Origin of the sequence: Leptothoe sp. LEGE 181152, assembly GCF_032906605.1 — a bacterium.
Taxonomy (GTDB): domain Bacteria; phylum Cyanobacteriota; class Cyanobacteriia; order Phormidesmidales; family Phormidesmidaceae; genus Leptothoe; species Leptothoe turfae.
The window spans coordinates 62,188-80,863 of record NZ_JASATU010000003.1 but is presented as its reverse complement, the minus strand read 5'-3'; the positions used below and the strand labels follow the sequence as shown (position 1 = coordinate 80,863).

6 protein-coding genes and 1 pseudogene are annotated in these 18,676 nt (G+C 42.3%); all 7 read right to left on the bottom strand.

Annotation, left to right across the window (positions count from 1 at the left end; genetic code table 11):
* Positions 1-23: 23 nt before the first annotated feature.
* Positions 24-254, bottom strand: a pseudogene (locus QGP82_RS01485) (ISKra4 family transposase); the annotation flags it as partial.
* A 113-nt stretch (positions 255-367) separates the two neighbouring features.
* On the bottom strand, positions 368-1,138 hold the full coding sequence (locus QGP82_RS01480; protein ID WP_163697781.1) for a thioesterase II family protein: 771 nt from the start codon (positions 1,136-1,138) through the stop codon (positions 368-370).
* A 124-nt stretch (positions 1,139-1,262) separates the two neighbouring features.
* Positions 1,263-5,900, bottom strand: a complete 4,638-nt coding sequence (locus QGP82_RS01475) for an amino acid adenylation domain-containing protein (RefSeq protein ID WP_499056750.1) — start codon at positions 5,898-5,900, stop codon at positions 1,263-1,265.
* Positions 5,901-6,100: 200 nt separating this feature from the next.
* Positions 6,101-7,756, bottom strand: coding sequence for an NAD(P)/FAD-dependent oxidoreductase (locus QGP82_RS01470; protein WP_163659756.1), 1,656 nt, complete (start codon positions 7,754-7,756; stop codon positions 6,101-6,103).
* A 42-nt stretch (positions 7,757-7,798) separates the two neighbouring features.
* Complete coding sequence (locus tag QGP82_RS01465) at positions 7,799-9,184, bottom strand: cytochrome P450 (protein WP_163659758.1); 1,386 nt, start codon at positions 9,182-9,184, stop codon at positions 7,799-7,801.
* A gap of 141 nt (positions 9,185-9,325) precedes the next feature.
* Positions 9,326-15,190 (bottom strand): SDR family NAD(P)-dependent oxidoreductase, encoded by a 5,865-nt coding sequence (locus QGP82_RS01460; RefSeq protein WP_499056749.1) that lies wholly within the window; start codon positions 15,188-15,190, stop codon positions 9,326-9,328.
* Positions 15,191-15,244: 54 nt separating this feature from the next.
* The gene (locus QGP82_RS01455) at positions 15,245-18,661 is read right to left on the bottom strand and encodes a non-ribosomal peptide synthetase (RefSeq protein ID WP_499056748.1); all 3,417 of its coding nucleotides are present in this window, start codon (positions 18,659-18,661) and stop codon (positions 15,245-15,247) included.
* Between the last annotated feature and the right edge of the window lie 15 nt (positions 18,662-18,676).

The following is an 18,676-nucleotide window of genomic DNA, read 5'->3' as shown; positions in this document are numbered from 1 at the left end:
TTTTTGATGGCAGATGGCACGACGCTTTGGTAGACTTTTGTCTCTTTACCTTTGCTGGTCCAGTGCTGGCCTGCGTAGTCGAGGGGGCTACCATCGCTATCGTATTGTTCAAGTGCCTTTTCTGTCGCCAGTTGACCCGCTATATTCAACACCTCTTGAATCTCATCCTCACTGGTTAACATCGAACTGCTAAAGGGGATGGTTACCTGTATCGTGACACTATTAGCATCACTACTGACAATAGATGCTGGCATGCTGCGCGCTCCGACGACAATGGCATTACCTTAGTCTATCGTTACTGAAAATTACATCCTGGCGAGGTCATACCCCTTGTCTAGCTCCCTGAAACACCGGTTGAGCCTCTCATTTATATGCAAGACATTTGGTCAGTAATGCTGTTTAAGCTTTGAGTTAGAAACTGTAACAGAAGTGATTGCGCAGTATGAATGAAAAAGTGATCGCCTGGAATCATTTGCATGGAAAAAGCTGCACTGGTTTGCTTTTTCCATGCTTCCAGCATCTCACAGCTCATAACTGGATCTTGCAAACCACCAAAAGCTGTTATTGGACACTTTAACGGAAATTCTGGCTGATAAGTGTAGGTTGTAAAAACCGCAAAATCTGATCTGAGAGCTGGTAAGAGTAATTGCATTAACTCTTTATTAACAAGTGCTGCTTCTGGTGTTCCATGTAGACGACGCAAGTTCTCTATAAATTCAGCATCCGGTAATGTATGAATAGGAGGAACTGAGAAGGGCAATTGAGGGGCGCAGTGACCAGAAACAAACAAATGCGTCGGAGTGTAAGCACCGATTTTGCGAAGGCAACGGGTTAGTTCAAAGCAAACCAGCGCGCCCAGACTATGCCCAAGAAAGACAAAGGGTTTATCAAGATAGGGAAGCAGAGACTGTACAAGCTCTTTAACTAGAAGGGACATTTGAGTAAAGGGAGTCTCCTTTATCCTCATCCCTCTTCCAGGTAGTTCAATGGGGCAGACTTCTATCGTGGTAGGCAACTGCTCTGACCAGTTACGAAAGCTCAAAGCGCTACCGCCAGCGTAGGGAAAGCAAAATAGTCGTAAACTAGCCAAAGTATTAGGGTTGGGACAAGTTACCCAGGAATTTTTAGGAACGAGCATTATGGTTGTCTATCTCATCAACTATGCATAATTAAAAACACTAGACTACTAAAGGTTAACAAAGTCTGTAAGTCTTTATCTCGTCAAACATTTTGAATCTTTTACTGTAGATTCTTCGCTCTCCTTAATGGCTACCTAATGTAGTAGCAGGAGTCAAATTCTCAATTTTTTCCGAGATGCCAGCCACAGTAGGTGACTCATAAATGATGACTAAGGGTAACTCCAGCTCAAACGCTTTGCGCATCTGAGCAATAATTCGTGTGGCAAGCAAAGAGTCTCCACCTAACTCAAAGAAATTATCATAAATCCCTATCTTGTCTACTTGGAGAATTTCTTGCCAAATAGCAACAATGAGTTTCTCATTCTTGGTTCGGGGCGATACATAATCTGTTCTTAACTGTGGACGCCGCCCTCTACCTTGAATGTTAGGTAGGGCAGAACGGTCTAATTTACCATTAGGAGTTAAAGGAAACTTATCCAGTAATATAAACGCAGAAGGGAGCATGTAATTGGGCAACTTTTCTTGTAGGAAGTTGCGCAACTCAACAGACTTAAACCGCCTTACTGAAGATGGACCTCTAGACATTAGAACATCAAGTCCTATAAAATCAGCCACACAACCAGGTTGATTCAAAACTACACTTTCTTCAAATTCGTTAGCGGCGAATAACGTCTGCCACTGTTCTCTAGACAAAAGAGCATGCTTTGTACGTAATTTCTCATCCTCGAATACATCAAACCCTTGCTGAAGTCCCAAATGTAGATCAAATGACCGGTGAAACTTAGTTTCTTCTATTAATAGAAGCAATCCATTGGGAGCCAGCAGAGAACGAACATGCTGCAACGTTTTCTCTAAATCACGGGTAGTATGTAGAACACTTGCTGCGATAACGACATCAAAACTATTAGATTCATACCCCTGAATATGGGGATCTTTCTCCAAGTCTAACAGGCCGTAGCTAATGAAGGGGTAATCAGCAAAACTTTCTTTGGCTCTCTGGAGAAAAAAGTTAGAGATGTCTGTGAAAACGTAGGTGGTTTGATCTGGAGGCAGAAGCGGCAGTAAATGTAACGTACAGGAACCGTAACCTGCACCAACTTCTAATATACGTAGTTGCTTTTGCGGTCCTAGATTTTGCACCAAAACTTTAGCTAGTTCGCTAGCTATGGCATGACAGTAGGCAAATCTTTTCTGATAGCCATCCACGGCAAGTTTTTCATTAGCATATAATTCTCCAGAGTGTATTTTTTCGGTGAGAATGTTTGGTAAAATCTCAGCTGCACTGATATCGAGGAAATCAACCCATACTTTTGTAAACTCATTGCTTTGAGATAGTTCTGACTGAACTTCTGGTGATAACTCTTCAGAAACAAGTGTTGGTAAGCCAATGATACTTTCGTAGACCTCACCTTGTTGTTGTATCCATCCTTCCGCAATCAATACATTCAAAGCTCTAAGTACCCATCTACGGTAGCGGGGCGCAATCTGACACTTGGATATCAAATCATCTAAACTATATTTCTCTCCAGCTGAATTATAAGCGCCTAGCTTTCTTAGTGCCCTGCATACTGAGATGGCATATAAATGATCTTGATACTTCCATAGATGCGAAAATATTTTCGCATCTACATGCCAAAGATCATGCTGAGCTTTTTGGAGACCTGCTTGTACTAAAGATTCCCATAATTTATGAGAATCTGAGGGGTTTTTGCTTTCTACTTCAAAGAGATTAGGTCTTTTATCTGATTCTGGAACTACATAGGCTACTAATTGTTTATCCTCTCTCGATTCTCCAACTGCCGCGACTAACGCTTCTTTAACAGCCGTATGTTGTTGTAAATTTGTCTCAATCTCTCCCAATTCAATCCGGTGACCTTTGATTTTGACTTGAAAATCTTCACGCCCAAGAAATTCAATATTCCCATCCGGTAGATATCGACCCAAGTCACCTGTTTTATATAAGCGTTCCTTGGTTTGAGGATGAATTATAAAACTGGCATTGGTCTTTTCCTCATTTTGCCAATATCCCTTAGCCAGACCAATGCCGCCAATGTAAAGTTGTCCAGGAACCCACAGAGGGCATAACTCGAGGGCGTCATTAAATACATACATGCTCTGGTTAGCCATGGGGCGACCGTAAGGGATACTTTTCCACGTTGGGTCAACCTGTTCAATCGGGTAGAGAATTGACCAAATAGATGCCTCAGTCGCACCTCCTAAACTAACCAGTTGTATATCTTCACAAATGTCTTTAATCTGTTTTGGTAAGTTCAAGGGCAGCCAGTCTCCACTCAACATTACTAGCCGCAAAGATTTAGATAATAAGTCGGGACAATCTGCTGCATACTCCATTAGCATCTGCATTAAAGCCGGTACCGAGTTCCAGATGCTTACCTGCTGTTGCGCCATTAGTTTTATCCAGTGAGCTGGATCTTTTGTCGCATCAGCATCGGGGATGACAATTGTTCCTCCAGCAGCTAAGGTGCCGAAGATGTCATATACCGAAAGGTCGAAACTTAAAGATGAAAGAGCAAATACATGGTCTTGAGATGTTACATTAAAACGCTGGTTAATATCCAAAATAGTATTGACAGCACCTCTGTGGTCAATCATTACCCCTTTGGGTTTCCCAGTGGAGCCAGAGGTATAGATGACATAAGCTAAATCAGACGATTTCTGTATGGGTTCTAAAGGACCTATGGAACTAGGAGGTCTTGTTGTGTAATCTATACAGAGACGTTTGATGTTGTCTGGCCATTCTAAGGAAGCATCTAGCTTTGGTTGAGTGATGACCCATTGAACGTTTGCTTCCCGTAACAGATGTTGCCTCCGCTCAGTTGGAAGTGCGGGATCGATCGGCACATATGCGGCACCAGAAGCGTGGATACCCAAGACAGCGACGACTTGCTCCCAGCCTTTTTCCATGACAACTGCTATGAGCTGATTGGATCGAGTGCCTAGCTGTCGTAGATGATGGCCTAACTGATTGGTGCGATCGCTTAGTTCCTGGTAGGTTAAAGTACGATCAGAGGTAATCACAGCTGCTTTTTGTCGATGCAAAGCTACTTGGTTAAAAAATAAGGTATGGAGCAGAGTATCTTCTGGAATGGCTATCTCAGTAGCATTAATATCTGTTAGTTGTTTAAGCTGCGTTGGGGGCAACAGCTGCCGTTTGGGTTCTTGCCAAAGGTCATCCTCGTCTGCTAAGCGACTAAGGAATTCACAATAGGCCGCAAACATATCATCCAAAAAATTAGGAGGAAAGAGATTCTTGATGGCATCCCAATTAACAATAAGTGCACCGTCGTCTTCAACCGCCTGGTGATCTAGATAAACCTGAGGCGTTTGACTCAGACTGTAGACAATTTCTCCCATTTCCTCGTTACTAGGCGATGGGGGAAGATCTGTTGTTTGAGTTAAGCTCCCCATAAATGCTTCGGTATCAATACTATCATTGCCTAAAGTGCTGGTATACACTACCGGCATAAGTGCTGCTGAAGGCCGTTTTTGCAACTTGGCTATTTCTCTCAGCACTTCTAAACCACTGACATAACGATGATCGATATCGTTCCAAAGTTGCTTTTGAATCCGTTGAGCTCGGACTTCAAAGGAACTCTGGGCAGAGTTATCTACAGCTAGCAATGCTAACGATGTGAAGTCACCCACGATTTTATTAACTTGAGGATGTAGTGGAAACCGCTTGAATAGGGTTACATTGATTGTAAAGCGTGGATCTTTACTCCAAGCGGTAAGAATTTCAGCAAATGCTGCCAATACGACGACGGAAGGGGTTAAATTCGCTTTATAGCCCCTTCGTTTGAGGCGGTTCCAAGTGTCAGCTTCAAAACGTTTACTATAGTGTACAAATCGGGGGCGGTCAATTGTGGCTAAACTTTTAGCAAGGGGTAGTTGCGGAGCTGCAGGTAAGGTATGGAGTCGGTCTCGCCAATATGCTAGTGAGCGTTGATAGAGCGTAGATTTTCGTAGAGAAATTTCTGCTAAGACATAGTCTCGGAATGATAACTCTAGGGGAGTGAGAGAACTTTCTGGGTGATGAATTAGCTGAATGAAGTCTCGCTTTAGAATATCGAAGCTCCAGGCATCAGAAATCATCAGATCAATACTGGAATATAGACGGGTCTTCGATTTACTTAATTTGACAGCGCGAAATTCGAAGAGCGGATATTGATCAATGGGCAGTACTTGATGCGACATGCGGTCACGAATTCGCATCAAATGCGAATTCCTGGTATCTGGGTCACTCTCACTTAAGTCTAAAACTTCTATCTTATAAGCAGGAACCTCTTCTATAATCTGTTGCCTTCCGTCTGGCAAGACAATTGCTCGCATCATTTCATGATGATTAATGATGCGATTTAGTATATTTTCAAATCTCTTCAAATCTAAGTTGATAATATCTACTTCGGCATAAGCATGGGTAGAGATATTACTTAACTCAAATGCATCGTTACGACCGAGCCAGTAAGCCTGCTGAACATCATTGAGAGGAAAAGGCTGATATCGAGAGCTTTCATTGGGAACAATCGTAGGTAGTGATTGAGAGCCAGAACTTATGCTTTCAACAGCACTAAACTTATCCATAAAGGCTAGGACTTCTACTTTCCGCTCAGCTAGCTGAGTACGAAGAGTCGATGTCAAGGTTCCTTTGGGAGCATTACAGTGCAAGTAATCACCCTTACGCTGGAGCCGTATACCTAGATCCTTTAGGTAAGAAACGAATTCCTCTGTAGATTGTTTCACGACTCTATTTCCTTACGATTAACAAAATATCAAATCCTTGGAAGAAACTTTTAGCGCTTGACTGGCCAAATGCTAAAATCCCGGCATTATGTTTTGCCAAATTATCAAAATGGAGCATACTGAGCTAGAAGCTAAGAAAATGCCACTAAATTGGAGGTTATTTTAGAAAATACATGATTTAATCCTCTAATTAGACCACTTTATGCATAGTTAAGCCGAAATTTGAAGAAATCACTAATCGTAAAGTCAAATGGCCTATTGCTTTTAGCTAAAAATATCTGTGACCAGAATGCGAAAGCTAAGAGACTAAGGTTAAAGCGTTGGGATTTGAGTAGGTCAAAATAATTCTGTGAGGTGTCTCCTATTCCCATCGCCCTAAATAACCAACTGGCTGAATTCAGCGTAGATATGATATTACGTGCTGCTTCATTTGGAGAAATCAAGCCTTTTTCCACCTTTTCCATTTCGGCAATAGCTTTTGAAACATAACCATTTCCCCATGGACTGATTTGTGTATCTAGATCTTCTAAATACTTGATATCAGTAAGCTGCGATAATGATCGTGGCTTATAACCCTTTGTAAAAAGATCAATCTGCGAAAAGCCAAGTTTCCAAACAGGCATTAAATGTTGCATAAGCCAAACACGAAGCCATGCATTCATCAGATTGAAGTCTCTAAATGAAATATATGTACAGTGAGCGATCATGTCATTATAGTTGAAAATTTTCTCCTGCAAACTTGCTAACGAAAGAAAGTTCTGTGAGGAAAAGTCTTTTTCGGAAACTGCTTGTAAAATTAGTGCAGCAAGTGGATTGATCGTCAAGAAAGTTTGCGATAGTCCAACTGAAAATATCGGGTCAACAAACCCTGATGAATGTGGAAGGATATAAAACCTTTCTCCTACACAAGTTCTAGACGAATATTGGATGCGATCAGTAGATGTCCATCTTTGGACAGTTTGAGCCGACTCAAATTGAGATGCGATAGATGGGAATCGCATTATAAACTGTTGAAATTCTTGCTCTGGAGCAAGACCGTTTTTCGGCAAGTAGCGACTATTAAAGTTAACGCCTACACTACACACCGGATTGGTCGATTGCTCATGATTGTCAAATGGAATGACCCACATCCAACCTTCTTTGAATATATGATGCGTTGTTCCTCTTTTCCAAGGGATGTCACTTTTTTTTCCATTAGATTCCCGAATTGCTTCATCAGTACCCTTAACATTAATCATATGGGTAAATAGGCTTCTCGAATGGGTTTTGAAGCGTGTAGGATACTCTCTGAGGTTAAATTTTCGAGCGAGTATGGAGTTGTATCCACTAGCGTCAACTAAATAGTCTGCAGTAAATGATTCGCCATTCTTGGCTATAATTCTGACACTATGTTGACTAATCTCTAAATCAACTACATTTATATTTTCTAATAGCTTTGCTCCATAGCTGACAGAAGCTTTCACCAAATAGTGGTCAACTTCCTGACGGAATAAGTGACTGCTGTCGCCTGTTCCCCACTGTATTCTTTCATGGGAGGACTGTTCTTCTCCTTCATGATGGTATAGAAAACCGAATATTCGCTTATGTCCACAGGCAGAGGTGGAAAGATGTTCCTTAATATTTTGAAATGAACTTAAGTGTTCAAATTCAGGAATAGAATAGTTACGACTGAGTAATTTAAGAAGAAGTTCTGTGTGAGTTGTTAGTGATTCCCCAATTGCATATCTAGGATGGCTTTTTTTATCGACCATCAAAACATTTAAATTATGTTTTGCCAATATCGTGGCTAGTGTAGCCCCCCCTACTCCAGAACCCAGGATAATGACATCAAACTGATTTTTATGCGCATTATTCATTGCTATTCTTCCTGCTTTATTAAGCAAATTATGGGCTGCTAATCAGGCTACAAACTGTGGTGATCTTTGTCTTTGAGGTTGCCGTAGATTGGTTATCTTCACCTGAATCCCATTAGCAGGCGTCAAAAAAGTTCCTGCGACATGGTACCGCTCTGGCCGTCGATTAACAAGTGTCCATTCATAGTGAGAAACTAGTGTGGCTAACACCAGCTTTATTTCATATTCAGCTAATGGTTGAGCGATACACCCACGCTCGCCACCGCCAAATGGTAGAAATTCATAGTAGGAGAATTTTCTTTCTAAAAATCGCTCTGGCCTAAACTTTTTAGGTTCTGGATATAGGTCTTCACGCTGATGAACTAGATAGATGCAGCAGTCTAGGATTGTATTTGGATTTAATTGATAACCCATTAGTTCGACAGGAGTTTGAACTAACCTTGGTGATGTAAATGGAATAATTGGTGAAATTCGCATTGTTTCATTGCACACAGCTGTGAGATAAGGCAACTTAGCAACGACAACTGGATCTGGATCCTCACCCAAACCATCTAGTTCTTGTCGTAATTTTTCAAGTATATTGGGATGCGTATGCAACCAGTACATAGCCCAGGCAATAGCGATGGCAGTCGGTTCTTGCCCGGCAGAAAAGAGAAAGCGCAAATCATCACACAACTCATCATCTGTCATCGATTCACCTGTCTCATCTCGAGCTGAAACCAGCAAACTCAGAATGTCAGTTCGAGTGGAGTCATTTTGCTGACGACACTTTCTAATTTCATCGTATATTAACTCATCAAGCTGTTGCTTTAAGTATAGGAATTGCCCCCATGGACTCCATCGCCCTAAATCTTTTCTCAGACTAGGGAAAGTTATCAAGAATGGAACTAAAGGATTTTTAGAGTATCCTTTATAAGCTAGATAGCGCTGTCTTAGCCGTTGACGCAATCCTGGTTGATGCAAACCAAGAACAGTCTCTAGAATGACTTGAAGCGAAATTTCTTGTAGCGCTAAATAAATTGAAAAGCCTTGATTTGGAGGATGTCTGCTGATGATTTTTCGAGTGATCTCACAGATGGATTGACCATAGGTATACAATCGTTTGCCGTGAAATGGAGGCAATAAAAGTTTGCGTCGGTGTTGATGGCGTACATCATTAACCACGAACAATGAATTGTCTCCTACAAATGGAGCCATGGCTTGATGTAGTTCACCCGGTGACGTAATCTCTTTAGGTCGCGTAAAAATCTGCTGAATTGCCTTTGGGTGAGTGACCACTACGACAGCTCTAGACTCTGCAATCGATAAACTGCCTGATAGTGTAAAGATATCTCCATGACGTTTAGCTGTTTTGTCTAGAAATCCAATTGGATCAATGATATATTTCATCATCTGTAGCCAATGGGGGGTTTTAGAGCCTGCTAGTTCCATGTGTCAAAATAGATTTCAAAATTACCGAGTACCTAAAAAGATGAAAAACCTACGTATTCAATTGTTGAGTCTTTGCTAGACCAATGCTTAACTACATAATCTTGACTTCAGAGTATGTATAAGATAAGACTTCAATCGATTTTATAAATCAATCTCTTCTCGATCGTCTGCTGCTTGATCTGTAGTTTCAGATTGCAGTTGCTTAGCCGTCTGAATGTTATTAATATGGTTTGCCATGCCAGCAACTGTAGGGGATTCAAATAGACTGCTCGATGGTAAATCTACTTGAAATGTTTCACGAATTTGAGCCATCACCTGAATTGAGATTAAAGAGTCTCCGCCCAACTCAAAGTAGTTATCATGAATACCTACCAGGTCAATGCCAATAATTGTTTGCCATATATCTGCGAGCATCTTTTCCGTCGCATGTCTGGGAGGGACATAAGCATTTTCTAGTTCAGGTCTTGCATGATGTGATTGATCATTATTTCCTTTGATGAGATTTGCTTCTTCTCGTAGCGACTCCCATCTTGTCCAATAATCAACTCTAGGTTGTAGCTCCCTCGTTGAGACAATAATCTGATTAAGTTGACTCCAGGCTAAAACATGCTGGAAAATCTTTATGTCTTCTTCAGGAAGAATCGTCTGCTCTGAACTTGTTTCAACCAATGGTATAGCTTTACTTTCTGGTAAAACAGGTTTTCGCCCATCCCAATTGACACTGAGCCAAGGCGTAGGGAACGCTTGATTATGCTGATGTGCAAAGGCATCCATAAAAAGATTAGCCGCAGCGTAGGCCGCATGGCCAAGTCCACCGAAAAGTGAGGCTAATGAAGAAATTAGCAGACAAAAATCAAGGGATTTAGAGCCCAGGAGCTCTTGTAATATAAATAGCCCATCTATCTTGCCTTGAAACTGTAGCTTACAGTCTGCCGGAGTAATATCTTGAATCGGCTTAAAGAGCTGGGCTGCACCTAATACAACAGCATGAATCACCCCATTAAGTGCGCCAAACTTCTGCTCCGTTTGACTTAAAGCAGCCTGCATTTGTTCGAAATTAGAAATATCTGCCTGCAGGATTAGAATTTCTGCTCCTAAAGACTCAAATTCCTGTATTTTTCGAATCTGGCAGCTAATCTTATCAGATTCCTCATGGGAAGAGAGCCATGCTGACCACTGTTCTCTATTGGGAAATGACGAACGCCCTGTCAAAATTAATTTTGCCTGAACCGTACGGGCCAGGTATTCTGCCAGTATTAGTCCTAGGCTGCCAAGCCCACCAACAATTAGGTAAACGCCTGATTGTTTTAGCGGTAATTCTTCAGTAGGTCGTGCTTTTAAGGTTATCGGTTCAACCGTCTGAACCCATCGTTGCAGACCTCGATAAGCAACTATTAGCTCAGCTGGAGGTGCAAGGATTTCAGCACAGAGCTGATGAATTAACTTTTTTGATTGCCAGTTACTAGTCGTAGTAAGACTAATGTCAATGCTACGACAACGGATGTAATCATATTCCTGGGGGATGACTTTTAGTAAGCCAAGTATTGTTGTTTTTTCTGGATAATATATCGATTCCTCTTCTGTGACAGACTGCATATTATTGGACAGGACTGTCAATTGCAATTCCTGGCTCCAATTTTGTTTGCCAAGGGTTTGAACCAGGAAAAGCAAACTATAAAATCCCTGGGATTGAATCTGATCAAATTGATCAGGACTCGAATGGGGTTGACTTAGGGATGTAATTGTCCAACCATGGACAATATGATTAGGGACAATTCCTTTCTCCTGTAGCGATTCAAAAAGTTGGGAATAATCGCTTTTTTGCTCTGGATTAAGTGTGTAGCTATGCCGAACTGAACCATCCGATAAAGCTTTTTGTTGATGACCAAATATCTCTGAAATCTGAACCGTAATGACAGTTTGTTTCTGTTGTTGTAATTGCTCAGCAATAGACATGCCTACAGCTTCGTTAATGAAGACTAACCAACAATCAGAATGATCAGTGTACGACGTTGATTGTAGTGAAAATGGCGGTAAGGAACGCTTCCATTGAGGTAGATAGAACCAGTCAGCCACATCAGGCTTTTGTTCTAGGTTTTGCTTAGGTGACTGACTACCAAGCTGATTGTTGTCTGTAGCAAGGGCCGATGGGAGGGATGGTGCTGTTGTTTTAGTTGCTTTTGCCAGAATAATACTGTGACCAAATGCACTATCCTTAGGGAAAACGGCCACATCAGTAAAGGCGTTATTTTTGAGTGCTTGCTGCCATTCCTGACTGGATAGAAATGGATTGCCCAATGTGCGATCGCTTTTCTGATCTTTAAAGGGCTTCATTAACAGCCCCCAAGTTACCTCAAAGTTCAGTTGTGGTTGAGTGATCTCCCACAGTAAAAGGAATCCACCTGGAGCTACCAAAGAACGCACATTTCCCAGCGTCTCACCAATATTTTGAGTAGCATGCAGGACGTTAGCGGCAATCACGATATCGAACTCATGCAATGGAAACCCTTGAGTCTTGGGAGACTGTTCAATATCAAGCAATTGATACTGAATAAACGGATAATCAGCAAATTTTTGTTGTGCCTGTGTCAAGAACGCACCCCCAATATCGGTGAAAGTATATTGAGTCCGCTCATGGGGCAGCACTGGTAGCAATACTGATGTGGCAATACCCGTTCCTGCCCCAATTTCTAAAATCTTTAGGGTCGTGTCTGATGGTAGGGCCTGCGTCAATTTCTCCAAAATTGATCGCATAATATTCCTGTAGTAATCTTCCCAGGGAGACTTCTGTGTAGCTTTTACATCTTGATTGTGATAGATCAAACGATTAAATAGTTCTAGCGGTTCCTGATCACCTACCAAGATGTGGACTAAATTTTCACCAAAGAGCTGCACAAAATCCACCATCTGTGGTGTCTCTATCCAGCATTCTTGAGCTGTCTTAAGCAGTGTTTCAATAGCTCCATCAGTAGAATTGTTATCGTCTGGCGAGGAAGGTGACTGCTTAAAGGAACTTCCCTCTTGCTGTAACTGTCCTACTCTTACTAAAGCCTTTAACCAACTTTTAACTAGCTGATGGTAGCGAGGCAGAATCTGACAATGTTTGCATAGATCCTCTAAATTATGCTCAGTTTCTAAACGATCAAACGTGCCTAGCTGCCTCAAGGTTGAATTGATGTAGGCAAGACATAAGCGGTCAATCCATACTATATTTTTGGAGTATGTTGCCTCATCCAGGGCAGCTCCTCCAATTTTTGCCTGTTTTTCTCCTGCTTTTAGAAGCGATTGCCACAGGGAATGCGTCGATAAGTCAGGGTTTGATGGAGAACTGGAGGTATCTGTTGCCCCCAACCAATACCGTTGACGCTCAAAGGGATAGGTTGGTAAAGGCAAACGGTGACGATGTTCATGGGCATAAAAACCATGCCAGTCTATTTGAATACCAGCCAACCACAATCGGCCCACTGCATTTAATATAAAACCGATATCAGATTGGGTTTCCTTGGGATGGTGTAATGATGTCAGAACAACTTGCTCAGAGCGTTTAGCTGAATGCTGTTTCAGCAGAGTACTTAAGGTTCGCCCAGGGCCAACTTCAAGGAAAACATGGGCAGATTCTTGCAATATTACGTCTAAACCATCACTAAACCGGACAGTTTGTCTCAAGTGAGAGGCCCAATAATTAGGATCAGTAGCTGCTTCGTCCGTTATCCAATCGCCTGTAACATTTGAAATATAAGAGATTGTAGGTGATTGAAGCTTAAACTTCTGAACCTGTTCCTTAAAGCTATCCAAGATAGGATCCATCATCGGCGAGTGGAATCCATGGGACGTGTGCAGGGGACGACAATTCACGCCTTGAGATGTTAACTGAGCCTGTAAAGCTGAGATGGCTTCTGTTTTACCCGATACCACGCACGTCGACGGCCCATTAACAACGGCCAATGCTAAGTCTTCTCCCAGGAGGGGTATAACATCATTCTCGGGAAGTGGAATAGCTAGCATCTGTCCAGGGGAAAGTTCCTGCATTAACTGCCCTCGCTTTGCCACAATGGCCAGAGCGGCTTCCAACGAAAATACCCCTGCTAGCGTTGCTGCAACGTATTCACCTATGCTATGACCAATCATGGCCGCTGGCCGGATTCCCCAAGCCATCCAAAGCTTTGCAAGTGCATATTCAATAACAAACAGTGCTGGTTGAGCGATTGCTGTTTGGGTTATTTTTTGAGCTGCTGTCTCCGCATGTTCCAGATCGGGGTAAAGGATATGGCGCAGGTCAAGCCCCAGAAGAGGATAAAGATATGTGGCACAGGTATCCACATGTTCTTGGAAGATGGACTCTTGTTGATAGAGTTCACGGGCCATATTGATATATTGAGCCCCTTGTCCCGAGAACATAAAAATTATGGGCCGCTTATGAGGCGTTTGATGCTGCGTCAAGTCATACTCAGGATCTAGCGATTCAAACTGTTTCTGAGCCTGATCTAGGTGCTGACAAATTAAGATTCTGCGATGCTCGAATGCTTGACGACCAATGCTCAGGGTGTAGGCAACATCCGCTAAGTTCACATCAGGATGCTGGCTCAAATAATTCGCTAGATTAGCTGTTGATTTATCCAGTGCAGATTGCGTTTTAGCAGATATTACCATCAACTGCCAGGGACGAGAAGAACCTGACGGTTGTCGTGATGGTGCTTCTTCAAGAACAATATGTGCATTGGTACCACCAACGCCCAAGGAACTCACGCCAGCTCTTCGGGGTGTCCCATTAGCATGCCACTCTGAGAGGGTGTGGTTGACATAAAATGGGCTATTAGCAAAGTCAATCTTAGGGTTGGGCTGCTCAAAGTTTAAACTGGGCGGAATAGTCTGATTTTCAAGGGCTAATGCTACCTTAATCAGACCAGGCATACCTGCTGCAACCCCTAAATGCCCAACATTACTCTTAACCGAGCCAATGGCACAAAATCCTTTTTGATCCGTGCTTACTCGAAAGACATCTGTGAGAGCAGCAACCTCAATGGGATCCCCCAAGACTGTTCCAGTTCCATGGGCCTCTATGTACGTCACAGTTTTAGGATCAATTTCGGCGATCGCTAATGCATCAGCTATCACAACGGCTTGACCATCAACACTTGGGGCTGAGTATCCTACTTTACTAGCACCATCATTGTTAATAGCTGAGCCTCTGATCACCGCGTGGATATGATCACCGTCCTCTAGGGCATCAGAAAAACGCTTGAGAAGTACAACACCTGCCCCACTGCCGGGAACAGTACCCTGTGCTTTGGCATCAAAAGCCCGACAGTGCCCGTCAGGGGAAAGAATCCCCCCTTCTTGATAAAAGTAGCCTGTTTTCTGGGGTCCCCTCAGATTTATTGCCCCCGCTAACGCCATATCACACTCGCCATTGAGGAGACTTTGCCCTGCCATATGAATAGCCACCAGAGCACTCGAACACGCCGTTTGAACCATCATGCTGGGGCCTTTGAGATTGAGATGGTAAGAAACTAGCGTTGACATATAATTCAGGTCATTACCAAATGAAGCCTCTACCCCACTCATGGTTGGCTGCAACAAACCCTCTTGACCTGTGAATTTCAAATAGTGACTTATATTGCTACCAGCGTATACACCAACACTACCGTCATAATGCTGAGTAGTATAACCCCCATGTTCAAGCGCTTCCCAAGCGCATTCTAAAAATATGCGATGCTCTGGGCTGGTTAATTCAGCTTGCCTGGCATTTAAGTTAAAAAATGAAGCATCAAACCATTCAACATCTTCGAGACAAGGATCTGCCTTCACGTAATTTGGCTCATTCACCCAAGCCTGGTTCTTGCCTAAATGATTATGTTCTTGGTCTGAGAAAAAATAAATCGACTCTATCCCATCAGATAGATTTTGCCAAAACTGCTTAGGACTATCAGCTCCTGGAAAACGACAGGACATGCCAATGATGGCAATAGTTTCTAAGGCCTCTCTATCTGCACTAGTTCCAACCATAATTTGTCTCGCTTCATTTCATGTACTCAGTCTTCTTTAAGCAGTAGGGGGGACTTACAGAGTCCGTCGCCGTCGTTTCTTAAGCTTTTCTTTGCGACTCTCGGCACGACTTAGCTGTTTATAATTTGACCGAAAATTGCTAGTGTTCTCACTAAAATACTTATCCAAATCATTAATCGTTGGATGCCTAAATATTTCAGTAATGGGAATATCTTTTTTGAAAACCTCCTTGATTTTATTATGGATTTGAACAATTTGGATTGAATTTCCTCCGAGATCAAAGAAATTATCATAAATACCAACCTTTTCTATTTGTAGAACCTGCTTCAGAATGTCGGCTAAAGTATGCTCTGTCTCAGTAGTCGGTGAAACACTCTTTGCTTTTGATGTGGGTACAATATCTGCCGCCGGGAGTGCTTTTCGATCAATCTTTCCATTCGGAGTTAATGGAAACTTATCTAAAAGACAAAATGCTGGAGGAACCATATATTCTGGCAGTTTTTTACGTAAAAATTCCTGTATTGAATCAACAAACAATCTGCGCTGATTTTCTAATGGCGTGTTCTCTTCTTGGCAAATGATATAGGCAATTAATTGCTTGCTCTTTTCATCGACATCTTTAGCTAAAACAAGCGCTGTTTCAATCGCTGGATGTGAACTGAGTACAGATTCAATTTCACCGAGTTCAATTCGATGACCATTAATTTTGACTTGAAAATCTTCTCGCCCAAGAAATTCAATAGTGCCGTCAGGCAAACAGCGCCCTAAATCACCTGTTTTATACAATTTTTCCTGAGTTTGAGGATGGGTGATAAAGCTTGCTTTTGTTTTATTGTCATCCTGCCAATATCCTTTTGCTATGCCAATGCCACCAATGTAAAGTTGTCCTGTAACCCAAGTTGGGCAAGCTTCTAGCGTTTCATTTAGGACATAAATTTTTTGATTGGCCATGGGACGACCATAGGGAATGCTCTTCCAGTTTGGATCAACTTGATCGATAGGGTAAAAAATAGACCAAATTGAAGCTTCTGTTGCTCCACCTAAGCTGACTAGCTTGATATTCTGACATAGTGACCGAATCTGGTCTGGTAAAGACAGAGGAATCCAATCACCACTCATTAGAGCCAATCGCAAAGATTGTGGAAACAGTGATGTAAACCCGACTGAATATTCTACTAACATTTGCATCAAGGCTGGAACTGAATTCCAAACGGTCACTTGCTGTTGGACCATCAATTCTGTCCAATGAGCTGGATTCTTTATCTCATCAGGATCAGGAATAACAATGGTTCCACCAGCGGCTAGCGTTCCAAAGATGTCAAATACGGATAAGTCAAAACTTAGGGATGAAAGTGCAAATATACGATCAGAAGAGGTGATCTTAAAGCGTTGATTAATATCGAGGATGGTATTAACAGCACCCTGATGATCAATCATGACGCCTTTGGGTAAGCCAGTGGAGCCAGAGGTGTAAATAACATATGCCAGGTCGGATGTGCTTTGTACACACTGCACTTTGCTGGCAATTTGAGGCAAGCTATCGTCTATGGAGAGACGTTTGACCGTTTCAGGCCAGTTTAGAGTATTATCGAGTCGCGATTGAGTTAATACCCATTGAACTTTGGTTTCCTTTAAAAGATAATGCTGGCGCTCAGTTGGCAGCTTGGGATCAATTGGCACGTATGCTGCACCAGATGCCAGGATACCCAAAGCTGCAACCACCTGTTCCCAGCCCTTCTCCATAACAATGGCAACCAGTTGGTTGGGCTGAACACCTTGTTGATATAAGTATTGAGCGATGTAAGCAGCTCGCTCACTTACCTCTTGATATGTAAGTATACGTTGGGATGTGGCGATAGCAGTATGATTTGGAAACGTTTCAGCTTTTTCAAAAAACAATGTATGTAATAAAACATTTTTCGAAAAAGAAACATTAGTTGCATTGATAATAGCCTGCTGTTGAGCAGATTTGGAAAGATTACGAATAGGGACTTTCCAAAGATCCTCAGAAACAGCCAATTGTTGAAGAAATAGATTATAAGAAGAGAACATTTCATCTAGTAGTGCCGGAGGAAAAACCTCTTCAACGGCATCCCAGATATAGAATAATCCTTCGTCAAGTTCGGCAATTTGATGATCTAAATAAACCTGAGCAGTTTGGGTTATATTGTAAACGTGCTCCCCTAACCAACCCATTGTCAACGCTTTTGCTTTGGTTGCATCATTTGTTACCCGTTCACTAATTAGCGCACTAGTGAAAACAACTGGCATGAAAGCCTTTGACGAATTTTTCTGCATGTGGGCCAGTTCCCGTAAGACGTAGACGCCTCCTACGTCTTTATGGTCCAGATCTTGCCAAAGCTGTTTTTGAATGCGCCTTGCCCGGTTTGTAAAAGAATCTTGTCCAGAATTATCGATGGCTAATAGTGTCAATGACGTGAAGTCGCCTACGATCTGATTGACTTGAGGATGTAGTGGCAGACGATTAAACAGGGTTAAGTTAATCGTAAATTTGGGATTTTTACTCCAAACTGTCAGAACTTCAGCAAAGGCAGATAGCAATAATCCCGAAGGGGTCAGGCCAATGCTTTTAGCCCGCTGCTTGAGGTGATTCCAAGCATCATTGTCTAAATGACCACTGCGGCGTGCAAATTGGGGATGTTTAATTTGGGCAGGTTGTTTAGCTATCGGTAGCTCAGGGGAGGGTGGTAAAGTAAGAAGACGATCCTGCCAATATGTTAGCGAGCGACTATAGGATTCTGAACTTTTCAGGGAAATTTTCTTTAGTACATAGTCTCGAAATGAGAGTTCTAAGGGGGGTAAAGGATATTCTGGCGTTTGCATCAGTTGGGCTAACTCGCGACTAACAATTGTCCAACTTCGCCCATCGCCAATCAAGATTTCGAAGCTAAGATAGAGCCTTATCCGATTGCCGTCCAGGCGAGCAGCCTGAACTTCAAACAGGGGATACTGATCTACAGATAATACTTGATGAGATAATTGTTCCCGAAGGTTTAGTAATTGAGTCTCAACTTGCTCAGGACTATGGGTCCTCAAATCTAAAACTTTTATTTTATAAGGGGGGACTCGTTCTAAAATTTGCTGCTGTCCATTGGGAAGAATAATAGTGCGTAGCATCCCATGCCGCTCAACTATTTTCTGCCAGGCATTTTCGAAGCGATTTAAATCTAAATCAATAGTATCTACTTCCAGATATCCATGGGTGGATACGTTCCCCAATTCAAAGGCACTATTACGTCCAATCCAGTAAGCTTGTTGAACATCTGTCAAAGGAAACGGTTGATAACGCTGACTAGGATCAACTGTAATTTGAGAAAACTCATCAGTCGTTAACTTGTTTTCATCACCAGACAGATTCTTGCCCCGCAACCGTCTTTCAAGCAGGGCTAGTTTAGTCGGCGAAAGATCCGATTTTTGTTTAAGAATTTGTTCTTTACTAGTATTATGCATCGTTAATACTTTTAT

Bases quoted from the DNA above. Each gene is read 5' to 3' on its own strand.
- QGP82_RS01470 (WP_163659756.1), bottom strand. From the start codon at position 7,756: ATGAATAATGCGCATAAAAATCAGTTTGATGTCATTATCCTGGGTTCT.
- QGP82_RS01455 (WP_499056748.1), bottom strand. From the start codon at position 18,661: ATGCATAATACTAGTAAAGAACAAATTCTTAAACAAAAATCGGATCTT.
- QGP82_RS01480 (WP_163697781.1), bottom strand. From the start codon at position 1,138: ATGCTCGTTCCTAAAAATTCCTGGGTAACTTGTCCCAACCCTAATACT.
- QGP82_RS01460 (WP_499056749.1), bottom strand. From the start codon at position 15,190: ATGGTTGGAACTAGTGCAGATAGAGAGGCCTTAGAAACTATTGCCATC.
- QGP82_RS01465 (WP_163659758.1), bottom strand. From the start codon at position 9,184: ATGGAACTAGCAGGCTCTAAAACCCCCCATTGGCTACAGATGATGAAA.